The sequence below is a fragment of the Adhaeretor mobilis genome (genome assembly GCF_007741515.1).
Taxonomy (GTDB): Bacteria; Planctomycetota; Planctomycetia; order Pirellulales; family Lacipirellulaceae; genus Adhaeretor; species Adhaeretor mobilis.
The window spans coordinates 1,991,461-2,008,889 of record NZ_CP036263.1 but is presented as its reverse complement, the minus strand read 5'-3'; the positions used below and the strand labels follow the sequence as shown (position 1 = coordinate 2,008,889).

Genomic DNA, 17,429 nt, shown 5'->3' with positions numbered 1-17,429 from the left:
GAAGAGAAACCTATGAGCGACGCAGCGAAACTTGAACAACAAGCCGAGCAGTTTGCCCAGCGATACAAAGCGGTGCGCGAAGAAATCGGCAAAGTGATTGTCGGCCACAGTGACATCGTCCACGGCGTGCTGACCTGCCTGTTTGTGGGTGGACACTGTTTACTGGAAGGCGTGCCGGGCTTGGGGAAGACTCTGCTCGTGAAGACGCTTTCGCAGACGCTCGATCTCGACTTCTCGCGCATCCAGTTCACGCCCGACTTGATGCCGGCTGATATTCTTGGCACGAATATGGTTGTCGAAACGCCCGAGGGAGGTCGCGAGTTCCAGTTTCAAAAAGGGCCCATCTTTACGCAGATCTGCCTGGCGGACGAAATCAATCGAGCCACGCCAAAGACCCAATCGGCCATGCTCGAAACGATGCAGGAAAAACGCGTGAGCATCGCTGGCAAAGTGTTTCCTATGGAGCCGCCCTTTTTCGTCATGGCAACGCAAAACCCGCTGGAGCAAGAGGGCACCTATCCGCTGCCTGAGGCGCAGCTCGACCGGTTTTTCTTCAAACTGATCGTTGGTTATTCTGGCAGAGAAGAACTCGCCACGATCATTGATCGCACTACTCGCGGCATAGTAATCGAACCAGAGAAAGTCATGGACGGCAAAGAGATCGTCGAGTGGCAGCAACTGGTCCGGCAGGTAATCGTCGCTCCGCACGTGCAGGATTACATCGTGAGGCTCACGCTCGCCACGCACCCCGAAGGCCCGTTCGCACAGCCTGCCACGAACAAGTACCTCCGCTGGGGCAGCAGCCCACGCGGTGCGCAGACGATCACGCTGGCCGCGAAAGTCCGAGCGCTGCTCGCCGGCCGTTTCAACGTCAGTTTCGACGACATCCGCCGCGTGTTCCTGCCGGCTTTGCGTCATCGCGTGATTCTCAACTTTGAGGCCCAAGCCGAGGGTATCGAGACAGATGCCGTGCTGATAGACATCCTCAAGCACGTGCCCGAGAAAGCGGACGATGCCTCAGCAGCTTAGATTAACGGTCTTTGAGACCGTTTAGCTTTGAACCAAAGAGGACACGGAGAGCACGGAGGAAGAATGAGCTCTATTAAATAGACATCGAGGCCAATCCGCCGCAACCGCGTTTTTCAGTGTGTAAATTATTAATCCGAACTTCGTGCTCTTCGTATCCTCCGTGGTTCAAATAACTAGAGCTTCAGTCTTGTAGAACTATGCCCACTGCCCCCGAATCTGAACTGCTGACCCCCGCGCTGCTTAATCAGCTCGAGCGATTGGAGTTGGTCACGCGTAAGATATTCCGCGGGCAACTCAAAGGAGAGCGCCGCAGCAAGCGCAAGGGGCAGAGCGTGGAGTTTGCTGACTTTCGCAATTACGTCGCTGGAGACGATCTACGGTTGCTGGATTGGAATCTTTACGCAAGGCTCGACAAGCTGATCATTAAGCTGTTCCAGGAAGAAGAGGACCTGCACTTTTACACGCTCATCGATGCCAGCATGTCGATGGACTTTGGCGATCCCAGCAAGCTGCAATACGCCAAACAACTGGCCGCCGCAATGGGGTTCATTGGCCTCGTGCGGGCAGACCGAGTGCGCATTGAAACGCTCGGCCAACAAGCGCGTGAGCGCACGCCCGTGCTGCGTGGGCGGCACAATGTTTGGCGCATGCTGGAGCAGCTAGAGAACATTGAAGCTGGCGAGACGGCCACGCTTGCGGAGGGCGTGAAGAATTTCTGCCTGCGGAATTCGGGCCGTGGTATCGTACTGCTGCTGAGCGACATGATGGATAAGAGTGGCTACGAGCAGGCTCTGCGTTATTTTATGTCGCACGACATGGACTGCTACGTCATTCAAATCCTTTCGCAGGAAGAGCTGGAGCCGGACGTGAAGGGCGATTTGAAGCTGGTCGATTGTGAGGATGCCGACGAGGCCGAAATTACTGTGAGCGCCCCACTATTGGCCCGTTACGATCGCACGCTGAAAGCCTTCACTGGTGGTGTGCAGGAATTTTGCAACCGTCGTGGGATGAACTACTTGCTGGCCAATACGCAGACGCCGGTGGAGCAGTTGGTCGCTCAGCACTTGCGACGACGTGGCTTGGTGCGTTAAGCCCTTTGTTCTTGAACCACAGAGAGCACGGAGGTTCACAGAGGGAACAGAAGAATGGGACGCGGGTGTATGCAAATTCGACGAATTCAGGCAGATCGATTGAGAGTCTTGCAATTTGGCTATGTAGAAAGAACCCTAGAGGATCACCCTGGAATCAGAAATGTAGATAATCCGTCCGATCTGCGTTCATCCGCGGCTCCCATAAAACACTCTCTGTGAACCTCCGTGTCCTCTGTGGTTCAAAAAAAGCACTTACCCTTATGGATTACATCTTCCGTAACACGCTTGGCCCTGCTGCTTGGACCGCCATTGGATTGGTGCTGCCGGCGATCTTTGCGTTGTATTTTTTGAAGCTGCGGCGCACGCCGCTGGAAGTGCCAAGCACGTACTTGTGGCATCGAGTGATTGAAGACCTACGCGTGAACAGTTTGTGGCAACGACTGCGGCAGAGCCTGCTGTTGCTCTTGCAGTTGCTGCTGGTACTCCTGGCAATGCTTGCACTGCTGCGACCCGGCTGGCAAGGACAACGGCTGGAAGGAAAGAAGTTTATCTTCGTAATCGACAACTCGGCGAGCATGAATACCGAAGACGCTGATGACGCAACGCGGCTAGACGCAGCAAAGCAGCAAGTTGCGGCATTGGTGGATCAACTTGAGTCCGACATGTCCGCTATGATCGTCACTTTCTCCGACCGGCCCAACTTGGCTCAGGAGTTTACCGACAATCGCCGCCTCCTTCGCAAAGCGTTGGAACGCATCGAACCTACCGCGCGGCAGACTGAGATTCGCGGAGCATTGGAATTGGCCGACGGGTTCGCCAACCCGGAGAAAGTGATCGTTGAGGAGAACGGCCCTGCGTTCGATGCTGCGGCTCCCGAGCCGGTCGAGCTTTTCCTATTCAGCGACGGGCGATTTGGACCTGTCGAAGGCTTTTCTCTGGGGAATCTCAAGCCCAAGTATTTGCCCATTGGCTCGCCAGAGTCAGAAAACCTGGCGATTACCGCGTTTAATACTCGGCGTAGTGAGAACTCCGTGAACGAGCGCCAAGCGTTCGTTCAAATTGCCAACGCAAGCTCCCAAGACACATCGGCGGAAGTGGTGGTCACGCTTGATGGTACGTTGCTCGACGCAGCCGATGTAGACTGCCCTGCGGGCCAGAGCACTTCGTATACGTTTCGTCTTGGAGAAGTTGCCAGTGGAGTTCTGCAGGCCAAACTCACCGCGCCGGCTGCCTTCAAAGATGCACTCGATCTCGATAACACCGCCTACGCCGTGCTGGATCCGGTGCGCGACACGAGAGTTCTCTTGGTCACGCCTGGCAACACTACGCTAGAAATCGCTCTGAACACGGAACGCACCCAACGACTCGCTGAAATCAAGGTAGTGACGCCTGAGGAGCTCAAGCAGGAAGAGTTGAAACGCCAGATTCAGGCGGAGGTTTTCGACCTGATCATTTACGATCAGTACGCTCCCGAGCAAATGCCACCCTCCAACACTCTGTTCATCGGCCGCATTCCGCCGCTGCCCGGTTGGCAGGAGGAGTCTGGCAAAGAGCCGGTGTTCGGTCCGCAGATCATCGACTGGCAGCGCAGCCACCCGTTGCTCAATCTTGTGGAACTTGGCAACGTGCAGATCATCGACACGATCGAGGTCGATCCGCCGCCGGGGGGAACGATACTCATTGACAGTACTAAGGGACCGATTGCCGCGATCGCTCCCCGCGGTGCCTTCGAGGATGCCGTGCTAGGATTCGAATTAGTTGGCGTCGATCAAGAGGGCAACGTGAATGTGAATACGAACTGGCCGCGCTCGTTCAGCTTCCCCAACTTTTGCCTCAACACGATCGAATATCTGGGCGGTGCGTCACAGCTGCGCGACTCCAGTTTCCGTCCCGGCAAAAGCGTGGAACTCAATCTCGTGGGCGTCGAGAAGGAAGTCACGATCACCCTACCCGACGGCCAGCAACGTGAACGACAGCGTCCAGAAAAAGGCAAATTCACCTTCCACGAGACTGATCAACTTGGCATTTACGAGGTGACCTCCGGTGGGAAGACGGTGCGGCGGTTTGCGGTGAACCTCTTCGACCGTGAGGAGAGCGATGTGCCCCTGCGAGTACGTCAGGACGACGAGGACAAGGTACAGACCGTCGAGTCGCTTTCTATCGGTTACGTAGACGTTGACGCCGCTCAACGGGAAAGCCCTGCCCGTAAGGAGCTTTGGCAGTGGCTGCTGGTAGCGGTACTGGCCGTGCTGGTCTTGGAATGGTACATATACAATCGTCGCGTGTACGTGTGAGCCTGCGATTCTCGGCCTAAAGAGTAGTACCGTTGTCCTTAGGGGATAGCGGCCTGTGAAACGGAAACTGTGAGACGGAACCAGTATGCCCAACGCCCTGAAATCGAGCCCATCCAAAGTGCCACGTCGTAGCCGCGGTGGAAAAAAGCCTCGCAAGCGTTCGCTGCAAAAGCTGATCGAGAACGATGCGATCCGCAAACTTAGCGGCGACGATTATCGTAGCAAGGTGAAACGCGTCTACAGTGGCCCCAAGGGCGCACTGCTATCAACCTGCAGCACACTCTCTCTGCACATCCCACTGGGCAAGCGAATCTTCCGTAACAGAAAATTCGACCTGCGCGGCTGCCGGTCGATTCTTGATGTTGGTAGCGGTGCCGGGCAACTTGCCGGGCATGTTCTACGCTATTCCGATCCGGAAGCGGAGCTCACCTGCACCGACCTATCGCGGCAGATGCTACGACGAGCACGAAATCGCCTCAAGGATGGTAGCCCCCGATTCGTGACAGCGGACCTCGCGCACTTGCCATTTCGCGATGGAGCGTTTGACTGCATTACCTGTGGCTACGTGCTGGAGCACTTGCCCGACCCCGAGCCGGGCCTAGCCGAGATGGCTCGCGTGTTGGAAAAGGGCGGCCGAATGTTCTTACTCACGACCGAGGACAACTTCTCGGGCGCTTGGACAAGCCGCCTGTGGTGCTGCCGGACTTACAATCGTGCGGAACTCATGCGACTATGCGAGAAGTTGAACCTCAAGTGGAAGCAAGAACTTTGGTTCACCAAAATGCACCAGGCAATTCGTGCCGGTGGCATTTGTGTAGAGATTGAGAAGGTTTAAACCACTATATTTTGGAACCACCAAGGGCACAAAGAAACGAAACTAAATCTTTGTGATCTTCGTGTCCTTTGTGGTGATCTCTAATCGTCAACCGTTAGTGTTAGTACGGCCAGTTCTGGTGGGCAGTTCAAGCGCAAAGGCATCTTCCCACTGACACCTCGGCTCACGTGCAGCACAGTTTCGCCAAAGCGAAACACGCCGCAACAATAGCGAGTGCCGTGCACACTGGGGCTGACGATCGGGCCCAGCACGGGCACGCAAAATTGCCCGCCGTGCGTGTGGCCTGCCAGGGCTAGGTCGGCTTTTGCTTCGCGACACCAAGGGAATTGGTCGGGCGAATGGGTCAGCACGAGGCGGAACTCGCCCTGCTGCTTCCCTGGGGGCTCCGCCGGCGGGCCTTTCCAATGCATTTCGTTGCCGCCAAGGGCCACGTTCACACCATCCCACACGGTAGCGTGCCAATCGTCGCCGAGGTAGGTCCAGCCGAGTTGCTCTAACTTACGAATCGATTCTCCGTGATCGATGAACAGATCGTGATTGCCGATAATAAAGTAACGCCCGAGCCGCGCATTCATTTCCCCTAGCGTCGACTCCAACCAGGGCCAGCACTCGGTTTTCTCTACGATGTCACCGGTGAGAGCAATCACATCGGGCTGCTGACGGTTGACCTCCTCGGTGAGTCGCTCGAAGTAGCTGCGATCCAATCGACCGGTCATGTGGAGGTCGCTCAAATGAATGAGCTTCAAACCGCTCAGGTCAGGCGGAAAGTTTGGCAGCAGTAAACTTCTTTTTTCAATGGCGAGCTTAGTAGTCTGATTGCCAGGAATCTTCTCGATCCGCGCGGAAAACTTGCCGTGAAAAGGTGACTCAGTAAGGTCCTTTGTGAAATCCAACTCCTCCGTAGTTGATTCAAGGACCACATGGGAATCATATCGATGGCGTGCCTCGTAACATTTTGCAAGCAACGAGCACACGGCAACAAGGCAGCATAGCCAAACGTAGTTCTTCGCTAAAACATCCAAGGCAAAAACTAGAGACTGGCTTCCTCCTTCAGGAACAATAAAGTCCATTGTTAGCGGAGCGAGAGCTATCATCACAGGGATTGCGACAAAAAACGAAACACAAACTCGCGTAAAGCTCTTCAGCACGGGACGCGGAATTGGAAAAGCGTGTACGCGATTGACAATCGCAACCCATAGGAAGCCGTGGCCAATAAAAGCGATCGCGTAAGTAAACCAGTTCACGCCGGGGCTTTCTACGCCTGAAACGCTTGCAGATTATCTTCGATCGTGCTGATCAATTGGTCGAGACGGAACGGCTTGTAGAGTACCGAGCGTACGCCTTCGCGTCGTGCCTTCACAATCGAGTGACCCGGATCGTAGCCGAAACCAGTCATTAGCACCAACGGCACGGGATCGAGAAACTCTTTCAGTTTCATGAAAAGGTCATAGCCGCTCATATCAGGGAGGCGAATATCGGCAAGGATGATGTCGTAGCGTTCGTTCTCGGAAAGATTTCGAACCATGTAGGTTGCTTCGTTACCGTTGTGTGCCGTTTCGAGTACGCAATGGTAACGGTCGAGCAACTCGTGAGCTGCCGCGCGAACCGAATCGTCATCATCGACCACGAGAATCCGCTTACCGGCCAGTATGGGACGTTTTTCGTCGGTGTCCGGCCCTACCTGGGCGGTCACAGGGGCCATGCTTTGCCCCACTTCATGGATCATCATCTTGATATCTCGCGCGTTCTGCAGGATCCTATGCAAACGCTCCAGCACCGGCTCATCGTGCCCAATGTAGCTCTCCATGACATTCACAGCATCGTTCAGGATGATATCTATAGGCAAGGCCACGGCGCTGTGAATTGCCTCGACGCTGGCAGCCGCGGTACTCGCCTTTTCGGCGGCCAGGAGATCGAGCGTATTGATTGCCGCCGCTACGCTCCGGGCAAAAATCTCCAAAAACTGCAGGTCGCTCTCCGTGAACGCATTGCTCTCGGGGCTTTCCACGTTCAACGTCCCGATCACGACGTCGTGCAGCATAAGCGGTACGGTCAATGAGCTGCGTGCTCCCTCCGCACCTTCGAGATACAACGGGTCTTCGGTCGTGTGTCCGCACAGGTAACTTTTTCCCGTTGAAGCCACAAACCCTGTGACACCATTTCCAGAGCTATCCGCAAGCAGCTCTCGCTCGACAGCCACCGGTGCCATGCCCACAGCCATCACGGGCTCAAGCTTGCGTGTTTGCTGGTCAAGCATGCGAATTTCAATCACATCTAATTGCAAAACATCCTGCATGCAATGCAGGATGTTTTCCTTCAACAGGTCGACCCGTTCGGTGTAGTCGAGCGTAGCAACTTCGTCGGGAAGCAGGTCGGCGAGATCAGTCCCCGCCTGATGAATGGCCGCAAGTTTTTGTTGCTGGAGGACTTCGTCGCTCACGTCGTGGACCGTAACAATCAGGTGTTCAGTTTTGGCAGGCTCGGACTTGGCAGGCCTGCTGCTGAATCCATCCTTGGTAGCGACATCTTCGATAGGACCATTTTTAGAGACGGGAGTGGCGTGAATCTTGAAGTAGCGATTGTCTTCGGTGCGTAGTGTCGAGACGCTGCAGGCCCCGGTAGCAAACGCTGAGTGAAACGGACAAAAGTCAGGACCGAGAATTTCCGGCCCGCCCAGCACGCGATAGAAATTTCCACCGATGACTTGCTGGCCGTCTTTGCACCATGCCTCAAACGAATCGTTGAACCACATTACCGTATTTTCGCGGTCGAGCATGACGACCCCGTCGGCCATGCTACGTAGTATACGATCGTTCTGGAGCAGTTGGCCAACATTGGTGACGTCGGCAAAGTACTCCGCATCGACGTACACGGCAGCATAGTTGTGGCGTGCGACGAGGGCCAAAGCTTTCAAGGTGGAGTCGATTTCGACGACCTCAACCTTTTCGCCGCATCTTTCCCTCAGCGCGACCAGGGAATCACTGGAGCCACCCAGGTAGAGAATCCGAGTAGGGGAAGCGGCATTGCTCGCTTCCGTAGACTGGGGCTCAGAGGAAGTCGGTCCCGATGGCACGGCGTGGTTCTAAGCTTGTGTTTGGAACGCTCAGAGATCGCAGGACAGGTCCGTCAGGGCCCTGCGATGGGAAATTTCTTGGGAAAATTGCTAGCGTGATGCCGCACAATGGCTCTCTTACTCCACGCCTCAACTTATCCCTCTATTGCTACTGTAAGTATAAGATCGTTTTTTGGAACAACAACTCTGCCACTTTTCCAAAGTTCTCCAATGTTTTCTTGCTCGGAGACAGTTTCAAGTTTTACAGGCCCCGCTAACGCCGGAAGCAATAATCGCGTAGAATCTGACGCCCCGCCGCAGGTCGAAACCCAAAGCGACCCAACCGTACCTAGGATGTTCTCCGCAGGCCCCCTAAGCTCCCGCAGCCCAATATCCATTAGATCAGCCCTATGACTGTTACCCGAAACATTGTCGATGCCGCCCACCTGCGAAATGTGGCAATCATCGCCCACGTCGACCACGGCAAGACCACGCTAGTTGATCAGATGCTCTACCAGTCGGGCCTCTACCGCGAGGAAGAGCTCACTAAACTGGCTGGAGGGCAGCACGGGCTGATTCTCGACAGCAACGATTTAGAGCGGGAACGTGGCATCACGATCACCAGCAAGAACTGCGCGGTCACGTACACTACGCCCGATGGTGAGGCCTACCGCATTAACTTGATCGACACCCCAGGCCATGCCGATTTCGGCGGCGAAGTGGAGCGCGTGCTCGGCATGGCTAGCGGCACGCTTCTACTCGTGGACGCCTACGAAGGCCCCATGCCGCAAACGCGGTTCGTACTGCAAAAGTCATTGGAGCGTGGTCTCAAGCCTATCGTCGTCGTGAATAAAGTCGATCGGCCCGATGCACGGCCTCAGGCAGCCGTCGATGAGGTGTTTGACCTCCTAGTCGACCTGGACGCGCCCGACGACGTGCTCGACTTCCAGGTGATCTACGCATCTGCCCGCGAAGGCTGGGCCACCCTCAATCTCGACGAGCCGAACGACAACCTCCAGCCGTTATTCGATCAAATTATCGGGCAAGTCCCCCCGCCACACGATGGCAGCCGAATGGACGACCCACTACAACTGCAGGTCACGACACTGGACTACTCTGACTACGTAGGACGCGTAGCCATTGGGCGTGTCCACGCCGGAGTAGTTCGCCGCAGGCAAAAAGTACAAGTCATTGATCCCTCCGGTTCCTCCAGCTCTCGACAAATTAGCCAAGTGCTCGCGTTTGAGGGCCTGGATCGGGTTGAAGTCGAAGAAGTCGCCGCCGGCGACCTGTGTGCCCTGGTAGGCTTAGAACCCATCGAGATCGGCTATACCGTGACGGATGCCGATTCGCCTGTCGCGCTGCCATCGACGCCCATCGACGAGCCGACTCTCCACATGGTGTTCCGCGTGAGTGACGGTCCGCTCTCCGGGCAAGATGGAAAATTCGTCACGAGTCGCCAAATCGGCGAGCGTTTGGAAAAGGAGCTCCGTTCCAACGTGGCGTTGCGTGTCGAGCCAGGAGACTCGCAGGAGCAGTTTCGCGTTTCCGGACGTGGGCTGATGCATTTGGGGATTCTGATCGAAAACATGCGTCGCGAGGGTTTCGAGCTTTGCGTCGGCAAACCGCAGGTGATTTTGCGGGAAATCGATGGCCAGAAGTGCGAGCCTATCGAGCAGTTGGTCGTCGATTGCCCTGATAGCTGCCAGAGCGCTGTCATGTCGCTACTGGGCGACCGCAGGGCAGAGCTGGTAAAGATGAGCTCGCGATCGCAGACCAGCGGCTTCGTGCACCTGGAATTCAAACTACCGGCTCGCTCGCTCATGGGCCTACGGAGTCGCATGCTCAACGCGACACAGGGGCAAGCGATCATGCACCATACCGTTCTAGGCTACGAGCCGGTCAAGGGCGAGGTGCCTCAACGGGCCATGGGCGTGCTTGTTGCCAACGAGACGGGCCAAGCCACGGCTTATGCCCTCGATGCGCTGTACGACCGGGGAATCTTCTTTATCAAGCCAGGCGACCAAGTGTATGAGGGCCAAATCGTGGGTGAAAACTGCCGCGGTGGGGATCTGGTCGTCAACGTGGTCCGCGGGAAAAAACTCACCAATATGCGGGCTTCCGGCAAAGACGATAATTCCCAGGTCCGCCCGGTGCGGCAAATGTCGCTCGAGGCGTCCATGGAGTACCTCGAAGACGACGAACTGGTCGAAGTGACCCCCAATTCGGTCCGCCTGCGTAAATCTCTGCTCATTGAATCTGAACGCCGCCGAGAGGCACGCAAAAAAGCGTCGAGCTAGAAGCAAGCGACTCCCCCTCTCCCCTCTCAATAGCCGCAGGCTAACAGTCTGCCGGGAATTTGCTAGGTAGTGCGACGCTTGCGAGAGGGCACCGGCAACCTGTTAGGTCGCGGCTATTGGGCATCTCTCTGGGTGCACTCCTTTCTCTGCGCGATCATCTACTTCGCAATCGCTTCGCTGCGCAATCGTTTTAGTCGCTACAAAGCAATCCGCACACATCGCTGCGCTCGCACGAAAGTACCGCAAGACCGAGAAAACGATCTTTTCTCCTGCCCCAATTTGCCTGAGAGCTATGTTTGCTCAAGGCCTGCAATCTCTACTGCTGCATGCCTTATCTTGAGCAACATCAAGCTACTAGTAGCGATCCCACATAACTTGCAGGCATCCCGATGCATTTTCCTCTCGCACAGCGTATTGCAGCTACACGTAACGGTCTTTCCTTTTTTGAATTCACTGGTTGCCTATTCGCGCTGACCGGCGGTGTGGTGCTGGGTTCCATGTACTTAGGCATCGATGTGCAGGGCATCGCCACCAGCGTGCTCGAGCAATCCAAGCTCATCGAAACGCCTGCTGGCGAAGTAGATCAATCCTTCAGCGGCGATACTGCAAGCGATTCAGCTACCGATGAGAAAGGACTCGTACTTTCAGGTGGAAGCGATTCGGTTGAAGCCACAGAGGGGGCCGCGACGCCCACTTGGCAGGAAGCCATTAATAATGCTGTCAATGATCACATGCCCCCTGAACTTCCCATCGAAGTGCAGAAAGAACTCACTGGCCAATACTGGAAAGTTCTGCTCAATGCCTTGGAGCAAGCTGAGGTGGCTGAGGCTCAAGCGGCGAACCAAATCGCTAATATGCAACTCTACGACCTGCTCGCTCAAAAAAAGCAGCTCCACGTCGCAGCTCTTGAAAGCCTCGAGCCGCTAGACACCCATGGAGTAAACTCCCGCGTCGTTTCCTATTCCGCTCGCCTGAAGCAGTGGAACCTAGATGGTGTGAGGCTCTACAGCCGAGCCATGGACCTGCTTACCGATACGGCCCAGGCTAAACTGTCTGGTCCATCTGCCCAAAGCTGGCAGAGCTCCGCGACACAGCACCGCATGGAAGGCCGCCTGCTGAAAGACCGTCAAGCGGCTCTCAAGGGCTACGTGAACCATTGGCTGGAAACGGCTGAGTAGTCGCGTCATGTCATCTCGCCCGAGCCAAGTTTTTGAAATTGGCAGTAGGAACTAGAGTTTGAACAGCCAGTATCGAATATTTTGCCTCAGTCGTTCGACTCCTTTCTGAATGACATGATTTTGAGATCGTAGCTCTCCTATGACGCTCCGGGCAAGAATTGCTTCACCAGCACGCTCAGCCTATAATGGGGCGATATGAAGCACCGTCGTCTTTACTTACTGTTTGCCTTGGTTCTGCTGCTAGGAATAGCGGTCGATGTGACGCTCGGCAATCGCTATCTCAGTGGCGACGAGGCCACTCCCGAGGAATGCTACACTTGCCCGATTCCCACTTTTAGCGATGCGGCAAGGGGCGTCGGCGAGCGATGTGTTGACCAGCAGTGAGTTGATTGACGGGATGAAGATCAGCGGTGCTTGGCACCATGGCTAATTGATGTTGCCCGTGATTCATACTAGTGAGGCGACAACTCTTCTCGCGGCTGATCTTCCACTTTCAATGCAATGCGGAATGCCCACACCGCGATAGGCGTTGCCCGCCAAAGCGAGTCCCGCGTGCTGGTCCGTGAGTTCTTCGATTCTGGCGACCCGATCCAGGTGCCCCACATGATATTGCGGCATGGCTGCGTTCCAGCGGGCCAGATCTACGTATAGAGGCTCTCCCTCAACACCGAGCAGCTCGGCGAGTTCGTCTTGCACAATCTTGGTGAGCTTCGCATCGTCTAACTCAACAAGTTCGCTCTGCAACGCACCACCTAGGAACACACGAATGAGGGCAGCATCCTCGGGCGCTCGTCCTGGAAACTTCACGCTGGAGAAACTGCCGGCGAGTATTTGACGACCTTCGATCTGCGGAACGACAAACCCAAACCCGTCTAGTTCGCGCTTGATTCGCTCCAACGGGTACGCGCAACTAATTACAACACTGCTGGCAGACTCAATCTCAGCAAGCGACTCGCCAAGTTTCGCGTCCGTCGGACGTAGCAGTTCGGCAGACACCTGAGCTGGAGTAGTTAGGACTATGCCATCGAAGTTCGCCGTGTCTTCTGCTCTATCAACAATCAGCTTCCACCGCCCCTGGTCAGATTGCTCAATTCCTATGACTCCGCTTCCGAGGTGAATTCCATCAGCGGGCAGCGCTGCTTGCAACGCATCAATCAATTCGCTCATGCCCCCTGGTAGCGTGAGGAAGGCACGGTAGCGAGCACCGCTCGCTTGCTTTTCATCCGAGTTGGCAGCCGCCTCTACTTTGACGGACGCGGCCAAACTGCCATGAACGCGTTCAGCTTCCAGGAAATCTGGCATCGTGGCACGCAGGCTCAGCTTCTGGGCATCGGCGACGTAAATACCGGCCATCAATGGTTGAACGAGCCGTTCGTAGGCTTCTTGCCCTAGTCGACGTCTCGCGAAGCTGGCCACGCTCTCGTCGTGGTCTGGATCGTCTGCGTCGGGGTGGCGCGGGACAAGTTCTTCCTCCAGCAGTCGCTGCCTCCCCTGGTCGCTAAGAATCGGCGTCTGCTTGATCGACTCAAGATTGTTGGCCCGCATGAGGACAAACCCCGCGGGAACCGGCACGAGCTGGCCTCGGTGGACGATCAGTGCTCGACGATGCTGCTCGTTGGTCGGAATCAGGCGATCTTCCAGGCCCAGCTCGCGGCACAGGTCCAAAGCGGCGGGCGTTTTTGTGATGAAGCTATCCGCGCCTTGCTCGATGAGGAAATCACCCGCGTGCAACGTGTTCAAGGCACCGCCCAGCCGGGGAGATGCCTCGTATAAGTGCAGCTCTGCCTCAGGCAACTGCTGCTGCACCTCAAGCGCAGCCACCAGTCCGCTGATACCGCCCCCGACGACGGCAATTCGCAATGGCCTACCACTCTGAAACTGATCTTGGGGGGGATGGGGAGACACGGCGGAAAATCGCGGAGAACTAAAGACAAAGAATGGCCGTGGCGCAACAAGCCATAGCACCTTCTGTTCTACCAGACGTTGCGACTAGATCGCCAGGGCCAGTACGACCTGGGGCGGGCACCCAAACGTAGTTCCATACTCGCAGTAAGTGATATGTTGTGCATGGTGGACACTCCATTGTCACCAAACGCAAGGTTATCCAGCACTTCCAGTCGCCAGGCGAGCCACGGTGTTTGAGGGAATTCGATTCCTGCGCCGAACGGCATGCCAAGCAGGGTCACTTCATTGCCCGTGCCGTCGTTGTTGATCGATCCCACCTCGGCCATGCCTACGCCCAACAGCATGTAGGGACGCACCTTGGTATCGCCCCACGGGTAGTACAGCAGGTCTACGTCTCCAACAAAATAGTTTCCGCTGCGTGGATTGGCTGTCGTGTCGGGAGTTTGAATCTCTGGATCTGACCAACCCAATCGCCCCTGGATACCCCAGTAGTAGTCGAAGTCCCAGCCAATGCGAAAGCCGCTAAACACGCCGTCCGATTGCCCCACGCTACCTGCTACGAGATCGTCGCTCAGCAGTGGTCCGATGAAGTAATCAACGTGGTACGGACGATTGAGCCAACTCGAACGCTCCAACGGCACACCTCGGCCAATATGCCGGCCATGCGTGGAGGAATGCCGGAATCCCAAGTCGCGCAGTACATCAAATGGTCGCCATAGCGGTTCGTCCCAGTGCATGGCCATTTCTTCGTCGTAGCCAAAGTCATCGCCAAACGAGTCGCAGCCGACGCATTCAACGTCCTGCTCATTGGAGCCCGGCTCTTCGTAGCCACTCTCTTCGTAGGGTACTATCTCGGGCCCAGATACTAGCGAAGGCAACGGTGCCTGCTGGGCAACGCACGGGCAACATTCCAACCATACTGCCAACGAGAGCAGCATCAGGCAGAATCTACGGAGCAAAAGTTGTCCCATGGGCTCGACTTCAAGAATTTAGCGCAGAACGAGACGCACCACGAACCGGATGCGGTGGCGGAGTATGCCAGCGAGAGTGCGGCACGTCAATCGGAGCCTACGTGCGTACCGCTAGCGGACTAGCTACGTACGCCCAACCAAATGGCACCCAGTAGTGGGTAGGAGACTAGCGAGGAGTGCTAGCAGCGGTTTGCTTGCTGAACGTAGATGCCGGCTGCAAATCAGGGACGACGATGGCGGAAACTACGCAAGTTGCGCCACGATTCTTGCCACGATCGGTCAAGATGCGGATCGGGGCTCGCATTTTGCCAGCCTGCTCACCCGCTTTGAATCGCACTTCCACGAGGTGAACCCGCTTGCTTGCAGGATCGACTTTGAAGTCGAAATGGTTGTCTTCGCACTTAACCTCGGTGATCTTAAATGGCTCGCTACCGCGGACTACGATGCGTTTGACCACATCCTGTCCAGGGGCGACTGTGCCGAGCACGATGTTCTCTGGGGTAATGGAAAACTCGGGCCGAATCCTGCCGCCGATGAAAAGCGGAATGCGCTGGGCGTCTGCCCCGACGTCGTTTGTTAAGATCGTGAGCTGGTCCTTGAGATACCCAACTGGCAGGTCGTCCTTGAGACGCACGAGCAGAGCGTAGGAGACGCGCCCATTGCCACGAGCTTTTTCCTTGAGCTCCACCTCGAAATGCTCGTTATCGTTGGTTACATCTAAGATTTCCCATGTTTCACGGCCTGCGTAGGTCACGTTGATCACTTGCTCGCGGGTTGACCCCTCCGCCACCTCTCCGAACTCGATAGCACCGGGCGAAAACACCACGTCGCTACGTATGTTGCCATGGACGCGAACCTGCACCTCTGCAGGATAAGGGGCACCGAAAGTAACCGTTACCGTGGCACCCTTTTGCCCTGAGTGCGAGTGCGTGTTGAATCGACATACTATGTAAGCGGACTCGTGTGTCTTGAAGGTACCGTTCTCGATAGTCGGCGTGGTGCAGCCGCAGCTGGTGCGAACGCCCACAATATTCATTGTTTGCTTGTACTTGTTGGTAAGCTTAAACTTGTAGACCGTGTCCGATCCGGCAGCGACGGTGCCGAAATTATGCTCGCGCTTCTCGAACATTTGCTCCGCCCACTGCTGGGCGAAAGCGGGTACAGAAAGCGTTGTAAGCAGCAGCGTCAGACCGATAGTTTTTACTTGAAGCATCTTATTTTCCTTGGGGCAATGCACCCCGCTGGGCCAATTCGCGAGAATTGGCCGTCGCCGCCTCGCAATTCGTCTTGCCAACGCGGTCCTCAATGTCGTACTGCTCCAAGTATCGTGCTCGGGCAGCGGTGCTCCCTAGTGAAACACCGACGGCAAAATGCCTTTCTTTTCGGAATTGTACCGCGGCACACCGCAAAGGGCATAGCTTTGGACGATTTTCAAGTGATTTTTCCCAGTTTTCGCGGATCATGGGAACAGCAATTTGCATAGTAACGATAAGGCGTTCTATGCAACCGCTCTCCAGGACTCAGAGAAAGCTCGAACATGAGGCGATACTCACCATTTTTAGCGGACGCGCCGCAGCTGATACTTTTCTTTGCAAGGTGCAGCCTAGTGCTAGCGGCGCTGGACACTTCGTCCTGCCGTGCTGAGGTTGCTGGCTACTATGCGGTGGGCGACCGGAATGCGGCTTTCGATCCGCAGCTCTACGGCAACTTTTTTCACTCCACAAATTTTGGGAGTCAGGTGTCGGTCGGTGCCGTGCCCGATGACGCGGGTCCCGGCTACGCCGGTTGGGAAGTGGACGTAACAGGCGGCCCTGGGCTATTTGACTCAGAGTACTACGCTTATCTTTATTCAGACTTCCTGAATAACGCGACGAGCCAGGGCTGGTGGTTCCGCAGTCATTTTCGTTTGCCCGGCGATACCGCAGATCCCACAACCGGCATGAGCGTCTATTTCAACAACCGTGCCTACTTCGCCTACGTCGATTTGGATAGTTCCAATAATCTACAGGCTCGGCTATTCGGAGAAACGGAGCAATTCGTCCCGCTCACGACCGACGGTAGCGGGACGGAATATCACACGCTGGAAATTCGTGCTGCTCCCGGTGGTGGCGATGGACAACTCTACTTTGATGGTGCGTTTATTGCCGATTGGGCACCAAACATCGGCAACCACGCCAACGTATTCAAGTTTGGCGACGAGGGTCCCGCCGGGCCCAGCCAAGTTCGCTTCCGCACGCTCGCCTTCGGATGGGGTACGCCGCCCGAGGATTCACCGGCAGACGTAAACCTCGACGGGGGTGTAAATGGACTCGACCTGGCTCTCTGGTCGCAGGAGTTTGGCACTCTGGGAAGCACCGGGGACATCACAGGCGATGGCACCGTCAACGGCGCGGACTTGCTCGCTTTTCAGCGGGAGCGTAACTGGTCGTTGGCCCCCGGGTTTGGCTTCGTGGGTGCGGTGCCTGAGCCTAGTTCAGCCGCCTTAGTTTTCGCTGCATTGATTCTCTCTGGAATGAGACGGCCACTGGTCGGCAAACGGCGCACCTGAGGATTGCCCCTATTTGATAGCGGCCTACCCTGGAACCTGACTTCGCAGCCACTCTGTAGCCGGCTACTCCAGCGACTTGAGCTCCTCGCCCCACAGGTCCAGGTCGGCGCGATCGAAGTCGCCATCGCCATCTATGTCAGCCGGGTGGTCAACGCCCTTGTTGTTGTCGGATAGCTCTCGGGTGGTGTTGGCAGACCAATCACCGCCGGCAAGGCTCTCCTCCTCT

The 17,429-nt window shown here is 56.1% G+C and carries 13 protein-coding genes; 8 read left to right on the top strand and 5 right to left on the bottom strand.

What is annotated here, in order from left to right; genetic code table 11:
- The first annotated feature begins 12 nt into the window (after positions 1-12).
- From HG15A2_RS07865 to HG15A2_RS07850, 4 genes are all read left to right on the top strand, one after another.
- Positions 13-1,029 (top strand): AAA family ATPase, encoded by a 1,017-nt coding sequence (locus HG15A2_RS07865; protein ID WP_145059469.1) that lies wholly within the window; start codon positions 13-15, stop codon positions 1,027-1,029.
- Positions 1,030-1,226: 197 nt separating this feature from the next.
- Positions 1,227-2,120 (top strand): DUF58 domain-containing protein, encoded by an 894-nt coding sequence (locus HG15A2_RS07860; RefSeq protein WP_145059467.1) that lies wholly within the window; start codon positions 1,227-1,229, stop codon positions 2,118-2,120.
- 260 nt (positions 2,121-2,380) lie between these two features.
- Entirely contained in the window at positions 2,381-4,414 is a 2,034-nt protein-coding gene (locus HG15A2_RS07855; RefSeq protein ID WP_145059465.1) for a vWA domain-containing protein, read from the top strand.
- An 85-nt stretch (positions 4,415-4,499) separates the two neighbouring features.
- Positions 4,500-5,249 (top strand): class I SAM-dependent methyltransferase, encoded by a 750-nt coding sequence (locus HG15A2_RS07850; protein WP_145059463.1) that lies wholly within the window; start codon positions 4,500-4,502, stop codon positions 5,247-5,249.
- An 80-nt stretch (positions 5,250-5,329) separates the two neighbouring features.
- Here HG15A2_RS07850 and HG15A2_RS07845 read toward each other — a convergent pair whose 3' ends face one another.
- Both HG15A2_RS07845 and HG15A2_RS07840 read right to left on the bottom strand, forming a co-directional pair.
- Entirely contained in the window at positions 5,330-6,493 is a 1,164-nt protein-coding gene (locus tag HG15A2_RS07845) for a metallophosphoesterase (RefSeq protein ID WP_145059461.1), read from the bottom strand.
- 11 nt (positions 6,494-6,504) lie between these two features.
- Positions 6,505-8,163, bottom strand: coding sequence for a hybrid sensor histidine kinase/response regulator (locus tag HG15A2_RS07840; protein WP_246117906.1), 1,659 nt, complete (start codon positions 8,161-8,163; stop codon positions 6,505-6,507).
- Positions 8,164-8,711: 548 nt separating this feature from the next.
- Here HG15A2_RS07840 and typA point away from each other — a divergent pair.
- The 3 genes from typA (at position 8,712) to HG15A2_RS07825 (ending at position 12,163) form a co-directional block, all read left to right on the top strand.
- On the top strand, positions 8,712-10,601 hold the full coding sequence (gene typA, locus HG15A2_RS07835) for a translational GTPase TypA (protein ID WP_145059459.1): 1,890 nt from the start codon (positions 8,712-8,714) through the stop codon (positions 10,599-10,601).
- A 389-nt stretch (positions 10,602-10,990) separates the two neighbouring features.
- Positions 10,991-11,779: a hypothetical protein gene (locus HG15A2_RS07830; RefSeq protein WP_145059456.1), complete on the top strand. Its 789-nt coding sequence runs from the start codon at positions 10,991-10,993 to the stop codon at positions 11,777-11,779.
- A 195-nt stretch (positions 11,780-11,974) separates the two neighbouring features.
- Positions 11,975-12,163, top strand: a complete 189-nt coding sequence (locus HG15A2_RS07825; RefSeq protein ID WP_145059454.1) for a hypothetical protein — start codon at positions 11,975-11,977, stop codon at positions 12,161-12,163.
- A 63-nt stretch (positions 12,164-12,226) separates the two neighbouring features.
- Here HG15A2_RS07825 and hemG read toward each other — a convergent pair whose 3' ends face one another.
- The 3 genes from hemG to HG15A2_RS07810 all read right to left on the bottom strand — a co-directional run bounded on the left by hemG (position 12,227) and on the right by HG15A2_RS07810 (position 15,868).
- A complete protein-coding gene (hemG, locus tag HG15A2_RS07820) occupies positions 12,227-13,684 on the bottom strand; it encodes a protoporphyrinogen oxidase (protein WP_218932399.1) in 1,458 nt (485 codons plus the stop codon).
- A gap of 68 nt (positions 13,685-13,752) precedes the next feature.
- Positions 13,753-14,655: an outer membrane beta-barrel protein gene (locus tag HG15A2_RS07815; RefSeq protein ID WP_145059449.1), complete on the bottom strand. Its 903-nt coding sequence runs from the start codon at positions 14,653-14,655 to the stop codon at positions 13,753-13,755.
- Positions 14,656-14,821: 166 nt separating this feature from the next.
- Positions 14,822-15,868: a DUF1573 domain-containing protein gene (locus HG15A2_RS07810; RefSeq protein WP_145059447.1), complete on the bottom strand. Its 1,047-nt coding sequence runs from the start codon at positions 15,866-15,868 to the stop codon at positions 14,822-14,824.
- A gap of 324 nt (positions 15,869-16,192) precedes the next feature.
- On the opposite strand from HG15A2_RS07810, the gene HG15A2_RS07805 reads away from it, so the two are divergent.
- Positions 16,193-17,203 (top strand): dockerin type I domain-containing protein, encoded by a 1,011-nt coding sequence (locus HG15A2_RS07805; protein ID WP_145059445.1) that lies wholly within the window; start codon positions 16,193-16,195, stop codon positions 17,201-17,203.
- Positions 17,204-17,429 lie beyond the last annotated feature (226 nt).

Excerpts from the sequence above, each read along its gene's own strand:
- HG15A2_RS07805 (WP_145059445.1), top strand. The coding sequence starts at position 16,193 with ATGAGGCGATACTCACCATTTTTAGCGGACGCGCCGCAGCTGATACTT.
- HG15A2_RS07865 (WP_145059469.1), top strand. The coding sequence starts at position 13 with ATGAGCGACGCAGCGAAACTTGAACAACAAGCCGAGCAGTTTGCCCAG.
- HG15A2_RS07855 (WP_145059465.1), top strand. The coding sequence starts at position 2,381 with ATGGATTACATCTTCCGTAACACGCTTGGCCCTGCTGCTTGGACCGCC.
- HG15A2_RS07850 (WP_145059463.1), top strand. The coding sequence starts at position 4,500 with ATGCCCAACGCCCTGAAATCGAGCCCATCCAAAGTGCCACGTCGTAGC.
- HG15A2_RS07815 (WP_145059449.1), bottom strand. The coding sequence starts at position 14,655 with ATGGGACAACTTTTGCTCCGTAGATTCTGCCTGATGCTGCTCTCGTTG.
- HG15A2_RS07830 (WP_145059456.1), top strand. The coding sequence starts at position 10,991 with ATGCATTTTCCTCTCGCACAGCGTATTGCAGCTACACGTAACGGTCTT.
- HG15A2_RS07810 (WP_145059447.1), bottom strand. The coding sequence starts at position 15,868 with ATGCTTCAAGTAAAAACTATCGGTCTGACGCTGCTGCTTACAACGCTT.
- HG15A2_RS07825 (WP_145059454.1), top strand. The coding sequence starts at position 11,975 with ATGAAGCACCGTCGTCTTTACTTACTGTTTGCCTTGGTTCTGCTGCTA.
- typA (WP_145059459.1), top strand. The coding sequence starts at position 8,712 with ATGACTGTTACCCGAAACATTGTCGATGCCGCCCACCTGCGAAATGTG.
- HG15A2_RS07860 (WP_145059467.1), top strand. The coding sequence starts at position 1,227 with ATGCCCACTGCCCCCGAATCTGAACTGCTGACCCCCGCGCTGCTTAAT.